Annotated in this window: 13 protein-coding genes; all 13 read left to right on the forward strand. The window is 37.5% G+C overall.

Features of this window, described 5'->3' with window-relative positions; translation table 11 throughout:
* Positions 1–146 precede the first annotated feature (146 nt).
* Positions 147–1040 (forward strand): gliding motility-associated ABC transporter ATP-binding subunit GldA, encoded by an 894-nt coding sequence (gene gldA / locus HMPREF9075_RS07310; RefSeq protein ID WP_009415876.1) that lies wholly within the window; start codon positions 147–149, stop codon positions 1038–1040.
* A 188-nt stretch (positions 1041–1228) separates the two neighbouring features.
* Positions 1229–2866 (forward strand): hypothetical protein, encoded by a 1638-nt coding sequence (locus HMPREF9075_RS07315; protein ID WP_009415877.1) that lies wholly within the window; start codon positions 1229–1231, stop codon positions 2864–2866.
* A gap of 43 nt (positions 2867–2909) precedes the next feature.
* Positions 2910–3734, forward strand: coding sequence for an endonuclease/exonuclease/phosphatase family protein (locus HMPREF9075_RS07320; protein WP_009415878.1), 825 nt, complete (start codon positions 2910–2912; stop codon positions 3732–3734).
* A gap of 13 nt (positions 3735–3747) precedes the next feature.
* The gene (locus tag HMPREF9075_RS07325; RefSeq protein ID WP_009415879.1) at positions 3748–4938 is read left to right on the forward strand and encodes a pyridoxal phosphate-dependent aminotransferase; all 1191 of its coding nucleotides are present in this window, start codon (positions 3748–3750) and stop codon (positions 4936–4938) included.
* A 55-nt stretch (positions 4939–4993) separates the two neighbouring features.
* Complete coding sequence (locus HMPREF9075_RS07330) at positions 4994–5899, forward strand: YitT family protein (RefSeq protein WP_009415880.1); 906 nt, start codon at positions 4994–4996, stop codon at positions 5897–5899.
* A gap of 55 nt (positions 5900–5954) precedes the next feature.
* Positions 5955–6320 (forward strand): DUF4293 domain-containing protein, encoded by a 366-nt coding sequence (locus HMPREF9075_RS07335; RefSeq protein ID WP_009415881.1) that lies wholly within the window; start codon positions 5955–5957, stop codon positions 6318–6320.
* A 97-nt stretch (positions 6321–6417) separates the two neighbouring features.
* The gene (speB, locus tag HMPREF9075_RS07340; RefSeq protein ID WP_009415882.1) at positions 6418–7296 is read left to right on the forward strand and encodes an agmatinase; all 879 of its coding nucleotides are present in this window, start codon (positions 6418–6420) and stop codon (positions 7294–7296) included.
* Entirely contained in the window at positions 7293–7796 is a 504-nt protein-coding gene (locus HMPREF9075_RS07345; RefSeq protein ID WP_009415883.1) for a phosphoribosyltransferase family protein, read from the forward strand. Before speB ends, HMPREF9075_RS07345 begins: the two co-directional genes overlap by 4 nt.
* Positions 7797–7858: 62 nt before the next feature.
* Positions 7859–9721, forward strand: a complete 1863-nt coding sequence (locus HMPREF9075_RS07350) for an SLC13 family permease (RefSeq protein WP_034557144.1) — start codon at positions 7859–7861, stop codon at positions 9719–9721.
* Between the two features lie 41 nt (positions 9722–9762).
* The gene (locus tag HMPREF9075_RS07355; protein ID WP_009415885.1) at positions 9763–10080 is read left to right on the forward strand and encodes a DUF6722 family protein; all 318 of its coding nucleotides are present in this window, start codon (positions 9763–9765) and stop codon (positions 10078–10080) included.
* A gap of 26 nt (positions 10081–10106) precedes the next feature.
* Positions 10107–11255 (forward strand): cysteine desulfurase family protein, encoded by a 1149-nt coding sequence (locus tag HMPREF9075_RS07360; protein WP_009415886.1) that lies wholly within the window; start codon positions 10107–10109, stop codon positions 11253–11255.
* Positions 11256–11410: 155 nt separating this feature from the next.
* Positions 11411–13225 carry a DUF349 domain-containing protein gene (locus HMPREF9075_RS07365; protein ID WP_009415887.1) on the forward strand — a complete coding sequence of 605 codons (1815 nt, stop codon included), beginning with the start codon at positions 11411–11413 and terminating at the stop codon, positions 13223–13225.
* A 782-nt stretch (positions 13226–14007) separates the two neighbouring features.
* On the forward strand, positions 14008–15933 hold a 1926-nt coding region (locus tag HMPREF9075_RS07370; RefSeq protein ID WP_009415889.1), incomplete at its 3' end, for a hypothetical protein.

The raw sequence follows: 15933 nt of genomic DNA on the forward strand, positions 1-15933 counted from the left end.
CTGGCGCAGCCGAGTATGTGACGAAGGATGAGCTGCAGCACCTTAATCTCCTTCTAATTTTGTGCATTTGGATTAAAGTCCTAATCCCTAATTTCCGTATTTCAAAAAAAAGAACTACTTTTGTACGCTGAAAAAACAAGTACAATATGATAACAGTACATAATCTCACAAAAGTATATAACCAGCAAACAGCCGTTAATCACATTGATTTTCAGCTCCATAACGGAGAAATAACAGGATTTTTAGGTCCAAATGGCGCAGGAAAAACTACCACTATGAAGATGCTCACAGGTGCACTCACCCCCACCGAAGGCTCTATTACTATTGATGGGATAGATATAATTAAAAACCCCATAAAAGCACAACGCACTATAGGCTATTTGCCCGAACACAATCCCCTGTACACCGAAATGTATGTGCGTGAATACCTGCAATTTACTGCCAATTTATACCCCGCAGTGCCACGCAATAGGGTAGAGGAGGTTATCGCCCTCACAGGTTTGTTACCCGAAAGTAATAAAAAAATAGAAGCACTATCCAAAGGCTATCGCCAACGGGTGGGGTTGGCTTCAGCACTTATTCACGACCCTAAAGTATTAATTTTAGATGAACCCACTACAGGTCTGGATCCTAATCAGTTAGTAGAAATAAGAAATATTGTAAAAGAACTCGGAAAACACAAAACTGTATTGCTCTCATCGCATATTATGCAAGAAATACAAGCCGTTGCCAGCCGTGTTATAGTATTGCATAAAGGCAATATTGTCCTCGATAAAAATATGACCGAGCTGCAAGGCAACCAACAAATCATAGAGGTAGCTTTTGATTACAGAGTAGAAGAACGCCTATTGCGCCAATTGCCCTCTGTAGTTGCTGTCAGCAATGTATATGACTTTTTCTACCAGCTGCAATTTGATACCCATAACGATATGCGCCCCGCAGTGTTTGATTTTGCCAAAGAAAACGGACTTAAAATACTACAGATAAACCACAAACACAAAGATTTAGAACAAATATTTGCCGAACTCACTAAAAATTAACAAAAAACATTTGTTATTTGCACAAAAAAAGGTTACCTTTGCCGATGAATTTTCCAATAGAAAAACAAAATAAGGTGACAATAAGCTAATAAATAATTAGCAATTTGATAACCAGTGTTTTATTGATAAATATTATAGCTTTAGTTTAATCTTTTTACAATGTGTAATACTCAAAAAAGCTTGATATGATGAAAAAAATACTCTTTCTATCTTTAGTACTATCCCTTATTGTAGGTTGCGATACCCCTTTCTACTTTGGTAGTAAAGACTTTCAAACTCCTTTTGAACGTTCCGAAGGTACTAAAAGCGCTACCTATGATGAGGTAATAGATTTCTATAAGCGTCTATCTAGCGAATTTAGCACTATCTCTCTCCGCACTGTAGAACAAACCGATAGCGGCGTACCACTGCATTTAGTAATCTACAGCCCCGATGCCGAGTTCAATCTCAATAAATATCAAGAAGAACGTACCATCGTTTTTATCAATAACGCTACTTATGGCAATGATACCGATGGAGTTGATGCTACAATGCTACTATTCCGTAACTTAGCTCAAAACGAAATAAAACTCTCCGAAAATGTGATAGTTGTAGCAATCCCTGTCTACAACATAGGGGCACTACAAGGCAAAAACTATCGTAAAACAATTACGAACTATGATTTGAATCTCGATGTAATCAAAAACGATACCCAAAACGCGCTTTCCTTTGCCAAAATATTCCAAATGGTGCACCCCGATGTCTTTATAGATAATTACACTCACTACACAGCTGCCGACTATCAGTATGTGCTTACCTACACTACCTCACAAACCGATAAGTTAGGTAATTATTTAGGTACTTATTTACGCGAACAACTACTCACTAAAGTATCTGATTCCCTACTAAAACGACAAGAAGACTTCCAAAAAATAGCTGATTCATTATTAAAACGACAAAAAGACCTCCTAAGTGGTAAAAATGAACAAAAAATAGCTCAGAAATCATTCAAGCCGAAACGTATTTTGATGAATGATACTATAACACCTCCCTTTTGGCGTATTTTTCCCGAAGAAACGCCTCATTCTCCTGCCCAAGCGATTGATTATGCTACTCTATATGATTGTATGGGTATCCGTATCAATACTCACGTAAAGAAACCCTATAGGCAACGAGTAGAAGCCAATTACGAAATGATGAAAACAATTGTAGAGGTAGCCGATAGAGATTATGCCTATATCAAACAACTCAAAATAAAACAAAAAGAAAGCAACGAAGCTCAAAAAAATTACGCATTCTCTTGGGCTATTGATAGTACCCAATGTGTCAATTTGCCTTTCTATACCTACGAAATTGATACAATTACTGAGGTAGTACATTTGAATCATCAAAAGCCTCTAGTACAAGAAGTAGCATTTTACAACCGCTATAAGCCTACCAAAAGTATTACCATACCACAATACTATATAGTGCCTAAAGTCTTCCAAAAAGTAATAGATAGGCTCAAGGCTAACAACGTGCAAATGACAATGATAGATAAGGATACGCTGATGAGCGTAGTGCGCTATAAAATAGAGAGTTTCAAAACACTCTCTTCACCCGTAGAAGGACATTATTGGCACTACGATACTCACGTAATTGCGGATACTACCCGAGTACAATTGTACAAAGGCGACTATCAAGTTCCTCTATCGCAACCTGCCGCAAAGTACCTCTTAGAAGTTTTAGAACCCGAAGCCCCCGATTCGTTCTTTAATTGGAACTTTTTTGACAATATCCTTACCCCTCCTGAAGAGGACAGCCTTTATAGTCCTAAACCTATTTACCCTATTTATAGAATGCTTTAGCAAGGCTTACAATACCAAATAACATTGATGAACATTTTATATTATGAAGTTTTTATTATTGATTTTAGCAGCATTGCCCTTGGCTAGTACAGCACAAACACTAAAGGTAATGACCTACAACATCCGCTATGATAATCCTTCCGATGGAGTAAATGCTTGGACGGACGGCAATCGCAAAGAGAAGGTTTTTACCGTGATAAACGACAATAACCCCGATATTTTTGGGGTACAAGAGGCTTTAGTACACCAAGTAGAAGCCTTAGAACAGCACTTTCCTAATTACCAACGTGAAGGAGTGGGGCGTGATGACGGCAAAAAAGCAGGCGAACACGCTGCTATCTTTTTCAAAAAAGAACGTTTCAAGCTATTAGAAAGCGGTAATTTTTGGCTTTCACAAACCCCCGATGTTCCTTCAAAGGGTTGGGACGCTACTTGCTGCAATCGTATTTGTTCTTGGGTCAAACTGCAAGACCAGCGTACAGTCTTTTGGGTGTTCAACCTCCATTTCGACCACGAAGGGCGTGAAGCACAACAACGCAGTGCAGACTTGGTTTTGCAAAAAATAAAACAAATAGCCAAAAAAGGAAAAGTAATTCTAATGGGGGATTTCAACCTGCCTACTGAAGATGTCGCTGTACAAAAAATAGCAAGCCAACTTTATGATACCCAGCTATCACCCACCAACGCTACCCCTGCAATGGGCACTTTCAACCAGTTTAAAACTGACGAACCCCTGCGTGGGCATATCGACTTTATCTTTGTAAGCAAAAAAATAAAAGTACGCAACTATCAAATTATAACTACACGCATTGATGGTCTCTATCCCTCCGACCATCTGCCTGTAATAACTACTTTAGAACTAAATTAATAGCACTGTTAATATGAAAGAATTTTTATCGGAACGTATCAATGCAATGGAAGCTTCAGCAACCCTTGCTATGGCAGCCAAAACACGCGAACTTAAAGCGCAAGGCAAAGATATTATAGGCTTGAGCTTAGGTGAGCCCGATTTTAATATCCCCGATTTTATCAAAGAGGCAGCTGTAGAGGCTATACACCAAAATTATAGCAAATACACGCCTGTAGATGGGTATTTAGAACTGCGCGAGGCTATTTGCGAAAAACTATTGCGCGATAACCACTTGCACTACAAGCCTTCGCAAATAGTAGTCTCTACAGGGGCTAAACAGTGCTTGGCAAATGTCGCTCTGGCTATGATAAATCCTGGTGATGAGGTGGTATTCCCTGCCCCTTATTGGGTAAGCTATAAAGAAATAGCCAAAATGGCAGGAGGCATACCTATTGAAGTGCCTACTACTATAGAAAACGACTTTAAAATTACACCTGCTCAGTTAGAAAAAGCAATTACTCCTAAAACCAAAATGGTATGGTTCAACTCACCCAATAACCCTAGTGGCTCAGTATATAGCAAAGAAGAGTTGGAAGCCCTCGCTGTAGTGTTACGCAAATACCCTAATATCTTTATTTTATCAGATGAGATTTATGAGTATATCAACTTTACAGGCAACTATACAAGTATGGCTGAAATAGACGGCTTATACGACCGTACAATTACCGTAAACGGACTCTCAAAAGCATTTGCTATGACGGGTTGGCGTATAGGCTATTTGGCTGCTCCTGAATGGATTGCCAAAGCTTGCAACAAAGTGCAAGGACAGGTAACCAGCGGTACCAATGCCATTGCTCAACGCGCCTCTATCGTGGCACTTCGTGCTCCTAAAAGCAAAATACAGTATATGATAGATGAGTTTTTAAAACGCCGTAATTTAGTGTTGCAACTCTTGGGCGAAATAAAAGGACTCAAACTAAATGTACCCGAAGGAGCATTCTATGTTTTCCCGGATGTATCTTCGTTCTTTGGGAAAACATTACGTGGGCGCACTATCAATAATGCCTCCGATTTTTCACTGTATTTGCTTGAAGAAGCAGGGGTAGCTACCGTTACAGGAGAAGCTTTTGGCGACCCTAAATGCATTAGACTTTCCTATGCAGCTTCGGAAGAAGAATTGCGAAAAGCTATTGCTCGTATCAAAGAAAGTTTGCAAGGTTAATTAAAAATATTACCTTTGCAGCCTGAAACAATAAAAATATTCAACAAAAAAAGTTATGGCAATTAGTGATAACCGAACTATCAAATACCTAAAATCTTTTTACCTTCGTGATTATTTAACCATCTTTATAGGTTTGGTGGCTTACGCCTTAGGGGTAACAGGATTTTTGGTGCCTTCAAAAATAGTAACAGGCGGCTTGGCAGGGGTCTGCTTGATGATTAACTATAAATTGGGAATAAAATTAGCTCTTTCGTATTGGATTATCAATATTATATTGTTGCTGATAGGACTAAAAGCGGTAAGCAGACAATTTACGTACCGCACCCTCGTGTCTATTTCTATTTTATCGGCTTTTCTTTGGGTAGGACAATTGTATTTAACACCTTATTTTGCGGAACACCCTCCATTGAGCGGCGACTTTCTAAACGTGATTATGGGCGGATTGTTGTGCGGTACAGGTTTAGGGCTCGTGTATTCTGCCAATGGTAGCACAGGGGGTACGGATATTATTGGTTTTGTGGTTACTAAATATTATAGTATCAGTATAGCACGTATTCTTTTGGTAGTAGATGTATGTATAGTGATTTCTTCATATTTTATTTTAGAACATAAAGAAGATACACTCGAAAAAACAATCTACGGACTTATCTTGCTACCGCTGATGTGGCAAATGGTGGAAATTGTGATTAATGGTGCGCGCCAGTCGGTGCAGTTATTTATTTTCTCAAAGCATTATGACGAGATTGCAACTCATATCAATACCGAACTGAAGCGAGGCTGTACAGTGATAGACGGGATAGGCTGGTACTCCAAATCATCACAAAAAATAGTGATAGTAATAGCAAGGCGTACAGAGGCTACTTCTATCTTTAGGCTAGTACGCAGTATAGACCCTTCCGCTTTTGTAACCAAAACCAATGTTATGGGAGTTTATGGGAACGGCTTTGATAAACTAAAATAATTTTTTTGGAGAAATAAAAAAAAATAGTACATTTGCACATTCAATATTAAGAACGATGATCCAAAGAATACAAACTGTTTATTTGCTATTGGTAGCTGTAGTAAGCATACTCACATTCTTTTTAGATGTAGAGTGGCTTAAATTGTTGCTATTTGCAGCTTCAGCTATATTGGCAATCTATACAATTTTAAAATACAAAAAAAGACGTTTTCAGCTATTGTTGAATTGGCTGAACATACTTATAAATGTTACTTTATTAGGGGTATTTGTATATCGTATGCTAAATTCATCTGGAGAACTTGTTTCTGAGAAAGGTGTTGGGCTCTTTGTACCTGTGCTTTCTATCGTTTTCTTGTTTTTAGCTAATAAGGCTATCTTACGGGACGAAAGACTTGTAAAATCAGCAGACCGATTGCGATAAACCTATAATCTTAGTAGTGTTGTGCGTTAAAAAAATCCTAAGTTTCATAACTTAGGATTTTTTTATTATCTTTGCCAAAAATTTAACAACAACAAAAATGAAAAGAACTTATGCGGGTATTCTCGAAGAGAATGCTACTTTAGAAAATGCAAAAGTAATGCTTGTAACAGTACCTTATGATGGTACTTCCACTTGGGGTAAGGGAGCTGATAAAGGTCCTGAATTGTTTTTAGACGCTTCTGAAAATATGGAACTTTACGACATCGAAACCGATAGTGAGCCTTACCTCAATGGGGTGTATATGGCAGGCGAAGTGAGTGAAAATAGTTCGCCAGAGGCTATGACCGAAGCTGTTTACCAAAAAACTAAAGAACTACTACAACACGAAGATAAACTATTCACGCTTTTTGGTGGTGAACACTCAGTTTCTATAGGCTCTATACGAGCTGTGGGTGAGAAATACGAAAAACTTACCGTACTGCAGTTGGACGCACATACTGATTTGCGCCCCGAATATCACGGTTCTACCTCCAACCACGCTTGTGCAGTGTTTGAGGCTAACCAAAAACACAAATTGGTGCAAGTAGGTATTCGCTCTATGGATGCTGAAGAAAAACAATATTTGCCAAAAGGGCGTGTGTTCTTTGCTCACGAAATTGCTAAAAACCCTGCAGGATGGATAGATGATGTGCTTGAAAAAGTATCAGGCAATGTGTATATCACTATTGATTTAGATGCTTTTGACCCCGCTATAGCCCCTTCAACAGGTACCCCAGAACCAGGTGGATTGCAATGGTATCCCACCCTAAAACTATTGCGAAAGGTGTTTAAAAAGTGCAATGTGGTAGCTTTTGATATCGTTGAGCTAATGGATAGTGCTCAGGCTAAACCTACAGCCTTTTTGGCTGCTAAACTTTATTACAAAATGCTGGCGTATTACTTTAAATATAAAAATAAAAAAAGAAGTGCTTTATGACACAAATATTAAATCACACAGATATTCAGCATAAAATAAGGCGTATAGCTTATCAAATATATGAAAATCACTTAGATGAAGAGGAAATTGTGCTGGCAGGTATCAATGGTAATGGCTTTGTGTTGGCTGAAAAGCTGGCAGAAGCCTTAGCAGCAATCTGCTCACTGAAAGTTACTCTTTGCAAGGTGGTAATGGATAAGAAGAACCCTTTGCAAGGCATTACTACTACAGTAGCTGCCGAACATTATACTCATAAGGCGGTAATAGTGGTAGATGATGTGCTAAACTCAGGACTTACACTTATTTATGGAGTAAAACACTTTTTGGAAGTACCTTTGAAGAAACTTACTACAGCTGTGTTGGTGAATAGAAACCACAAGCGTTATCCTATTAAAGCTGACTTTAAGGGAATTTCACTTTCTACTTCGTTACAAGAGCATATATCGGTAGTCTTTGAGGAAGGAAACTATTCGGTTAATTTGTCAAGTCAAAACAATTAGGTAATTAGCAAATTAGCAAATTTGGAAATTAGCAAATTAGTAAATTTGGAAATTAGCAAATTATGTATATAACCCTGATTATATTATTGGTATCGTCATTGCTGTTTATGAGTGGAAAAGTACGTTCCGACTTGGTAGCAATGTGCGCTTTGGTCTTGCTGGTGCTCTTTGGAATACTGACTCCTGAAGAAGCTCTATCTGGATTCTCGGATAAAGTGGTAGTAATGATGATAGGACTTTTTGTGGTGGGAGGGGCTATTTTCCAAACAGGCTTGGCTAAAATGATAAGCAGCAAAATACTAAAGCTGGCAGGTGATAGCGAAGTAAAACTGTTGGTATTGGTGATGTTGGTAACCTCATTTATAGGTGCTTTTGTGAGCAATACGGGTACTGTAGCCCTGATGATGCCTATAGTAGTGAGTATGGCAATGAGTGGCAACATCAATAGTAGTCGCCTGCTGATGCCTATGGCTTTTGCTAGCAGTATGGGGGGAATGATGACCCTCATAGGTACGCCTCCCAATTTAGTAATTGAAGGTGAAATGGTGAAAGCAGGCTATGAAAAACTGTCTTTTTTCTCATTCACGCCTGTAGGATTGGTATGTTTGCTGGTAGGACTTTTGGTATTGATACCCGTAAGCGGTTGGTTCTTGAACAAAAAAGGAGATAATAAAACTGACAAGAACAAGGGGGGGAAAACTTTAAACGACTTGGTAGGCGAGTATCAGCTGTCTAAAAACTTGTACAGGGTATTGGTAACCGAACAATCGGCTGCAGTGGGTAAAAGTCTAAAAGAGCTGAACCTCTCACAACGCTATAAAGTATCGGTATTAGAAATCAGGCGAAAAGCAACTTCCAACAATCCGTTTTTTAAAACGGGTAGCCAAGAGGTGGTGAGTGCCCAAACAATAGTGAATGAGGGTGATATACTTTACCTAAGCGGAGGTTTTGAGTTTATAGAACAAATGAACGCTGAGAATGGTTTTAGCTTTTTAGAAGCACATCACCCTGAAGAGCGTATGCCTAATGAACTTCATTTTCACGATATAGGTATTGCAGAAGTATTGATAATGCCAGCGTCTAAATTGGTAAATACACCTATCAAAGATAGTAAATTGCGTGAGCATTATGGGCTTAATATTTTAGGTATTCAGCGTAAAGATGGCTATATACTGCAAAATTTGAAAGAAGAGAAGATGCATTCGGGTGATATACTATTGGTACAAGGTACGTGGGATCATATAGGAAAATTGAGTGCCGAACGCAGTCAGCTGGTAGTATTAGGGCAACCACTTGCCGAAGCCTCTAAAGTAACCCTTACACATAAAGCCCCTATAGCTGCTCTTATAATGCTGGCAATGGTGCTGGCAATGATGTTCGATTTTATCCCTATTGCCCCCGTAACAGCAGTATTGATTGCCTCCTTGCTAATGGTTATTTCAGGAGCGTTGCGCAATATAGAGTCGGCATACAAAACGATAAACTGGGAAAGTATTGTGCTAATTGCAGGAATGCTACCAATGGCATTGGCATTAGAAAAAACAGGAGTCTCGGCATTGGTATCCAACGGTTTGGTAGAAAGTTTGGGTGATAAAAGTCCTTATGTGCTTTTGGCAGGAGTTTATTTTACCACTTCGCTAATGACGATGTTTATCAGCAACACCGCTACGGCAGTATTGTTAGCTCCTATTGCTTTAAAAACAGCAGTTACATTAGGATTACAGCCCCAAGCCTTTTTATTTGCAGTAGCGGTGGGGGCAAGTATGTGTTTTGCATCTCCTTTTTCTACACCACCTAATGCTTTAGTGATGTCGGCAGGGCGTTATACCTTTATGGATTATGTGAAAGTAGGATTACCATTACAAATAATTATGGGAATTGTAATGGTTTTTGTATTACCTTTGCTATTTCCGTTTGCCAATTGATAAATAATTACTATCTTTGCCGAAAATTTTAAAAATAAAAGATGAAAAAAAGGATTTCAGAATTTTTATTAGATGTATCAAAATACATATTTGTAGGGCTTTTTGTAGCACCATTATTCAATAGTAATGCAGCAGCCAATTATTGGTGGGTAACTTTGGTAGCTTCTATCGCCTTGTTGTTAGGGCTTTGGTTATCAAACGCTCAAAAAGGGAATAACAATACCAATAAAAACAATAATAACGCTAATAGAAATAAGAAAAACAATAATTACCGCAATAACAATAACAAGAAAAACGGTAATAACGCAGCACCTAACTCTAATAACAACACAGCAGCCAATAAAGTAGCTAACAATTAGTTATAAAGTTTAATTTTTCTATTGCTATGAATATCTATTTTGATAATGCAGCTACCACAGCTTTGCACCGTGAAGTGGTGGCAAAGATGACAGAGGTGCTTACAGATAATTATGGCAATCCTTCAGCTACCTATGCTTTGGGCAGGAAAACCCGTACTTTGATAGAAACAGCACGCAAACAAATAGCACAGCAGCTTGGTGCTCAGTCTTCTGAAATTATATTTACTTCGGGGGGCAGTGAGGCAGATAATTTGATACTGCGTGGCTGTGTGCGTGATTTAGGAGTGCGCGTAATAATCACATCGCTTATAGAACATCACGCTGTATTGCACACGGTAGAGGCTCTGGCTAAAGAATACGGCATACAAATAGAGTATGTGCATCTTACGGCAGAAGGCGATGTGTGCTTACAACATTTAGAAACTTTACTACAACAATACGCTGACCAAAAAGTATTGGTAAGCTTAATGCACGTGAATAATGAAATAGGCAATATTTTGCCATTGGCAACAGTGGCTGCTTTCTGCAAAAAGTACGGTGCTTATTTTCATTCGGATACGGTACAATCGGTAGCACACTTGCCTATTGATTTGCGAGGAGTGCCTGTAGATTTTATTACGGCATCGGCACATAAATTTCACGGTCCTAAAGGGGTGGGCTTTGCTTTTATCAGAAAAGGTATCGTACTACACCCTTTGATTTATGGAGGCGAACAAGAAAAAGGTTTGCGCGCAGGTACAGAGGCAGTACACAATATAGTGGGTATGCAGGAGGCTTTGAAATTGGCTTATCGGGATAGGGCATCTCATACTGAGAAGTTGCAGCAGCTGAAACAGTATTTTATTGCGGCACTTAAAGAACACTTCCCAGAGGTGGTTTTCAACGGGAATAGTCAGGACAAGGAAAAAAGTAGCCATACTATACTAAATGTGGGCTTTCCTAATTGGGAAAATAAAAAAGATACCTTATTGTTTGAGTTGGATTTGAAAGGAGTTGCTTGCTCTAAAGGGAGTGCCTGCCAGAGTGGCAGTGTAGGGGAGTCGCACGTGTTACAGGCTTTTTTGCCAGCAGAGAGCTTGCGTTACCCCTCTTTACGCTTTTCGTTTTCAATACAAAATACTACAGAAGAGGTAGATAATTTGATAAAAATTTTAGGAGAAATAGCAAAAAAGTAAGCTATTTCTTATTTTTGTTATATACTGATAATGAGAATATTAATATATTAAATAGAAAAAAATAGCAAAAATTATTTGTAAAACAGTAGGAGTTTTAAAATAAAGTTGTAATTTAGTAGCGTTTTTCAGTAATCCGTAGTATTAAAATATTAGTTATGACAGACGAAAAGAACATTTTGCCCATAGACGAAAATGCTGTAGAAGATGTTTTATCAGTGAATTATGAAGCGATGTCGCTTGAGGAGCTTACCAAGACCTTGAAAGAGAAACTTCATACAGATAAACTACAAAGTATTAAGAAGACGGTAGAGGCTATCAAAGAAGCATTTGATAGGCAATACGAAGCACTTCTTGAAGAAAAAAAAGAAGAATATATAGCCGATGGAGGGGAGGAGTACGAATTTTCGTATGAGAGTCCTATTCATAAGGAATTTTATACTCTTTATAACGATTATCGCAAAAAGAGACACCAGCACCATAAGGAAATGGAGAAAGTGCACAAGGAAAACCTTGAAAAGCGCAAGGAAATAATAGAGGAAATTAAGCAACTTATTAATACTGAAGAGCACATAGGAAGTACATTTAAGCAGTTTCAGCAATTACAAGAACGCTGGCGCAATGCAGGGCAAGTGGCTATGGCTGATTATGACGACTTGTGGAGTACTTATCATCATCACGTAGAGAAGTTTTATGACTTTATTCACTTGAGTAAAGATTTGCGTGATATTGATTTTAAACGCAATTTAGAAGAAAAACTCAAACTTATAGAACGCGCTGAAGCACTCGTGAAAGATGAGGTAGATGCTTTAAATGCTTCTCGAGAATTACAAACGCTACATCGCATTTGGAAAGAGGAAATAGGACCTGTAGATAAAGAGCATCGTGAGCCTATATGGCAACGTTTTAGTGAGCTTACTAAACAAATACGCGAAAGAAGGCAGTACTACCTCAAAAACTTAGATGAAATGTACGCTCAAAACTTAGTGAAAAAACGCGATATTATAGCACGCATTGAAGCTGTTATTGCAAAAGAGGCTACTAACCATAACGATTGGAAGCAGTTTTCAAAAGAGGTAGAAGAGCTTCGTTTTGCCTTTTTGAGTGCAGGAAAGGTGCCACAGGAACAAGCTGATGAGGTTTGGAAAGCATTTAATGTAGCATTACGCACTTTTAGCAAAAAGAAAAATCAGTTTTATAAAGAGCTGAAAAAGGAACAACAAGAAAACCTTGCTAAAAAGTTGGCATTGGTAGAGATTGCAAAGAACCACCAAAATAGTACAGATTGGGAAACTACTACCGAGCTGATGAAAAATATCCAAAAAGAGTGGAAGGAGATTGGTAGCGTTCCTTTGCGAAATACTGAGAAAATTTGGAAAGAGTTTAAAAAGGCTTGTGATGCTTATTTTGCTAACTATAGCGAGGCTATAAAACACTCTAAAAACAAAGAGCTGAACGTATTTGAGCAAAAGAAAGAGTTTTTAGACAATTTGAAGTCATACCGCTTGGTAGAGGATAAAGAACAAGCCCTAAATGATATTCATCGTTTTGAAGACGAATGGAACCAGTTGGATAAAACAGGCAATACAAAAACGCTCGACCTAAAATTCAACAAGGTGATTGATGCGCTTTACAAAAAGCTTGACATCAATAAGCAAGAGGCTGCTCTTATAAAGTACAACAACAAATTGGAACGACTTATAAATGATGATAATGAAGATTCGTTGGATAGAGAAGTTCAATTTGTGAAACGCCGTATAGATGAGCTTAAAACTGAAATACTGCAGCTGGAACGCAACTTAGCATATTTTGGTAAGATAGATGAGAAGAATCCGTTGGTACGTGATGTGGTACGCAACATCAACCACCAAAAAGAGCATCTTAAAACTTGGGAAAACAAGTTGCGAGAGCTTAAAAACTTACAAAAGTCGCAAGAAGCAGAAGCTACAGCTGAGGAACAAGAAGGTGTTTAATTTGTTTCATATTACTAAGAAAAGAGGTTATAGTGATTTATAGCCTCTTTTTTTTATTATTGCTCGTTTGCTGGAGTTTGCTTTAAAATTGACACAGAGAAAGATTCTCTAATTATAAGATTAAAGAGCTTTATTGGTATTCTCATTTTTTTGATTACTTGATACTCATAATGCTGTGTAAAATTTTTAATTTTAAAAATAGAATAAATTTCTTCGGTATATTTTTTGTAATTGGATACTATGCTTTTTTGAATACTATGTGCTGTAAAAATAACGATAAAAAGTTGTAGGTATTCTTACATATAAAAATGAGAAAACTGAGATTGATGAAAAAAAACTATTATAGTAAGAGTTTCTATTTTAACAAAATACAATTTATATTATTAATAAAAGACTTTTAAATTTTCATTTTATTTGTTAGAAGATTTAAGTTTAAATAATTGTTTTTCAATGATTTTGCTTTTTTACTATTTTAAAAATATTAACAAATAAGATGATTTTATGAAATTTTTATGATAAAAAATTAGGATTATTCAAAAAGATATACTATCTTTGCAAAGGTTTATTTCACTAACTGATTAAAAAACACTGCTATCACAATGATAAAAAGAAAGAAAAGTGATAGATTTTTTAGATTTATATATAGAGTGTTATTATTGCACAGTAGTAATGAGTGGTAAGCGAAGAGGAATGAATAGAGATTTTAAACATAATGGGAATTATGCAGGTAGGAGAAATAAGAACTAGGAATGGCTTAGTTGAAGAATTTAAATAATAGAAAAATGAAGGCAATTTTAACTGCCGTTATAGCGATGCTGGTAAGTGTCGGAACGGCGCAGACGGGTGTTAGTAACAACGTACTAACTAAACGCATCTGTTATGTGAAAAAAGATGCAAAAGGCTCAAACACTGGTGAAAGTTGGCAAGATGCACTAACAGAACTCTCAACAGCTTTGGATTTTGCTAAAGCACACCAAAAAGAATTTACAGAAAAAGAACCCTTGCAGATATGGGTGGCGGGTAGTGCAAACTACAGCTATAGCCCTAAGGTGGGTGATGCTGTTGCTATTGATAAGGCAACTTTTGCAATGGTGAAAAATGTGAAAATCTATGGTGGTTTTGCAGGTAAAGAAACAGCATTGCAAGAGCGTAATTGGTATGCAAACCCCACTGTACTAAGTGGGCGTGTGAATAATGCTGGAGTTGCTCACATAGGTAGACTTATTACCTCGGAAGGAGCTATGGGTGTAGCGACTCTTGATGGGTTTCGCTTGAAATATGCAGCTCCTATCAATGGTAAAAAAGGGGTAGCTATTTATGTGGCAAATGGTTCTCCTCGTTTTGAAAATTGTGCTATTACCGATAATTTATTTGGTAGTGAGGCACTTATCTATGTAAAAGGTACAGAACGTGAACGTGCTACTCCTATCTTTATCAATTTGCAGGTATCGGATAATACACCTAAAAAAGAAGATATCATAGGTGATAATGTAGATGATAACATTGATAAATGGAATTTAAACCAGCCTAACAATGGAGCTGATGGCCTTGTAATGACTCCTTGGGCAATGGAAAATGACCAGTATGCCGATACTCAGCTTATCAATGCTACTTTTTATAACAATGGTGGTAATGATTTAAAGGTAGCTCCTTCGGCTTCTCCTAAAATATACAATACAGTATTATTGGAACGTGTAGATGGGAACTTTAAGAATATAGACGTACAATATAGTATGGTGAATGGTGCTCTTTCTGGTAATGGTAATATCCCTGTAGAAAGTCCAGCAGGCATATTTGTAAGCTTGAGCAAAGACGATAAATACTATTTGCGCCCCAAAAGAAGTTTGATAAATGCAGGTAATGGTGGTTTATACCGCAGCAAGAGTGATAATGACTTCGATTTGGCTCATATGCCTCGTATTATGGAAGGAAGAATAGATATAGGGGCTTATGAATTTTATAAGGATTATGAAAGTATTTGTAACGAAATACCTACACCTTATGTAGAAACAATACCTTATGGAGATGCTTGTAGTGGAGGTGGTATGCGTGCTATGCTTTCAAATTATAATGATTATGATAAAATTAATCAGAAAGGGGCTACTTATAAAGTGTACGACCACCAAGGAAAAGAAGTACCTTATATGGGAACTTTGATAGAATCTTATAGCGGTAGAATACATATAAATCAAGAAGGAGATTTTAAACTTGTAGTGAGCTATAAGAGTTGTGAGAAAGAATCTAATTTGTTTCAAATCTATTACAGCAGAGGTGCCGGTAAACCTAATAGTCCTAGTTTAAAACCCCATCCAGCTACTTGTGATAGCAATAGTTGGGTAGAGATACAAAACTATGAATCTAATTACCGCTATGAGTTACTAAAAGATAATAGAGTAATAAATACCATTAAAAATAAAGACCTTGTAGGATTACAAGAGGGCTCTTATGAATTGAAAGTATATAACGATAGTGGTTGTGATAATAGTAGTAGTTTCCGTATAGAAGGTAGAGAAAAATTAGAAGCTCCTACAGTAGAGCCTTTGCCAGCAGAATGTGGTAAAAAAGGAAGTGCACGTCTTACCCAATTTGACCGAAAGTTGACTTATCAATTGCTTTTAAATGGTAAAGTGTTGCGAAAACTTAATAGTGCTGAGTTTACAGCTGATGCAGGTAGTTACCAAGTAGTAGTTCGCAATACCAATGGCTGT

This window comes from Capnocytophaga sp. oral taxon 332 str. F0381 (assembly GCF_000318275.2).
Lineage (GTDB): Bacteria > Bacteroidota > Bacteroidia > Flavobacteriales > Flavobacteriaceae > Capnocytophaga > Capnocytophaga bilenii.

Coding starts and splice junctions, on each gene's coding strand:
- HMPREF9075_RS07315 (WP_009415877.1), top strand. CDS start 1,229: ATGAAAAAAATACTCTTTCTATCTTTAGTACTATCCCTTATTGTAGGT.
- HMPREF9075_RS07325 (WP_009415879.1), top strand. CDS start 3,748: ATGAAAGAATTTTTATCGGAACGTATCAATGCAATGGAAGCTTCAGCA.
- HMPREF9075_RS07355 (WP_009415885.1), top strand. CDS start 9,763: ATGAAAAAAAGGATTTCAGAATTTTTATTAGATGTATCAAAATACATA.
- HMPREF9075_RS07360 (WP_009415886.1), top strand. CDS start 10,107: ATGAATATCTATTTTGATAATGCAGCTACCACAGCTTTGCACCGTGAA.
- HMPREF9075_RS07365 (WP_009415887.1), top strand. CDS start 11,411: ATGACAGACGAAAAGAACATTTTGCCCATAGACGAAAATGCTGTAGAA.
- speB (WP_009415882.1), top strand. CDS start 6,418: ATGAAAAGAACTTATGCGGGTATTCTCGAAGAGAATGCTACTTTAGAA.
- HMPREF9075_RS07350 (WP_034557144.1), top strand. CDS start 7,859: ATGTATATAACCCTGATTATATTATTGGTATCGTCATTGCTGTTTATG.
- HMPREF9075_RS07320 (WP_009415878.1), top strand. CDS start 2,910: ATGAAGTTTTTATTATTGATTTTAGCAGCATTGCCCTTGGCTAGTACA.
- gldA (WP_009415876.1), top strand. CDS start 147: ATGATAACAGTACATAATCTCACAAAAGTATATAACCAGCAAACAGCC.
- HMPREF9075_RS07335 (WP_009415881.1), top strand. CDS start 5,955: ATGATCCAAAGAATACAAACTGTTTATTTGCTATTGGTAGCTGTAGTA.
- HMPREF9075_RS07330 (WP_009415880.1), top strand. CDS start 4,994: ATGGCAATTAGTGATAACCGAACTATCAAATACCTAAAATCTTTTTAC.
- HMPREF9075_RS07345 (WP_009415883.1), top strand. CDS start 7,293: ATGACACAAATATTAAATCACACAGATATTCAGCATAAAATAAGGCGT.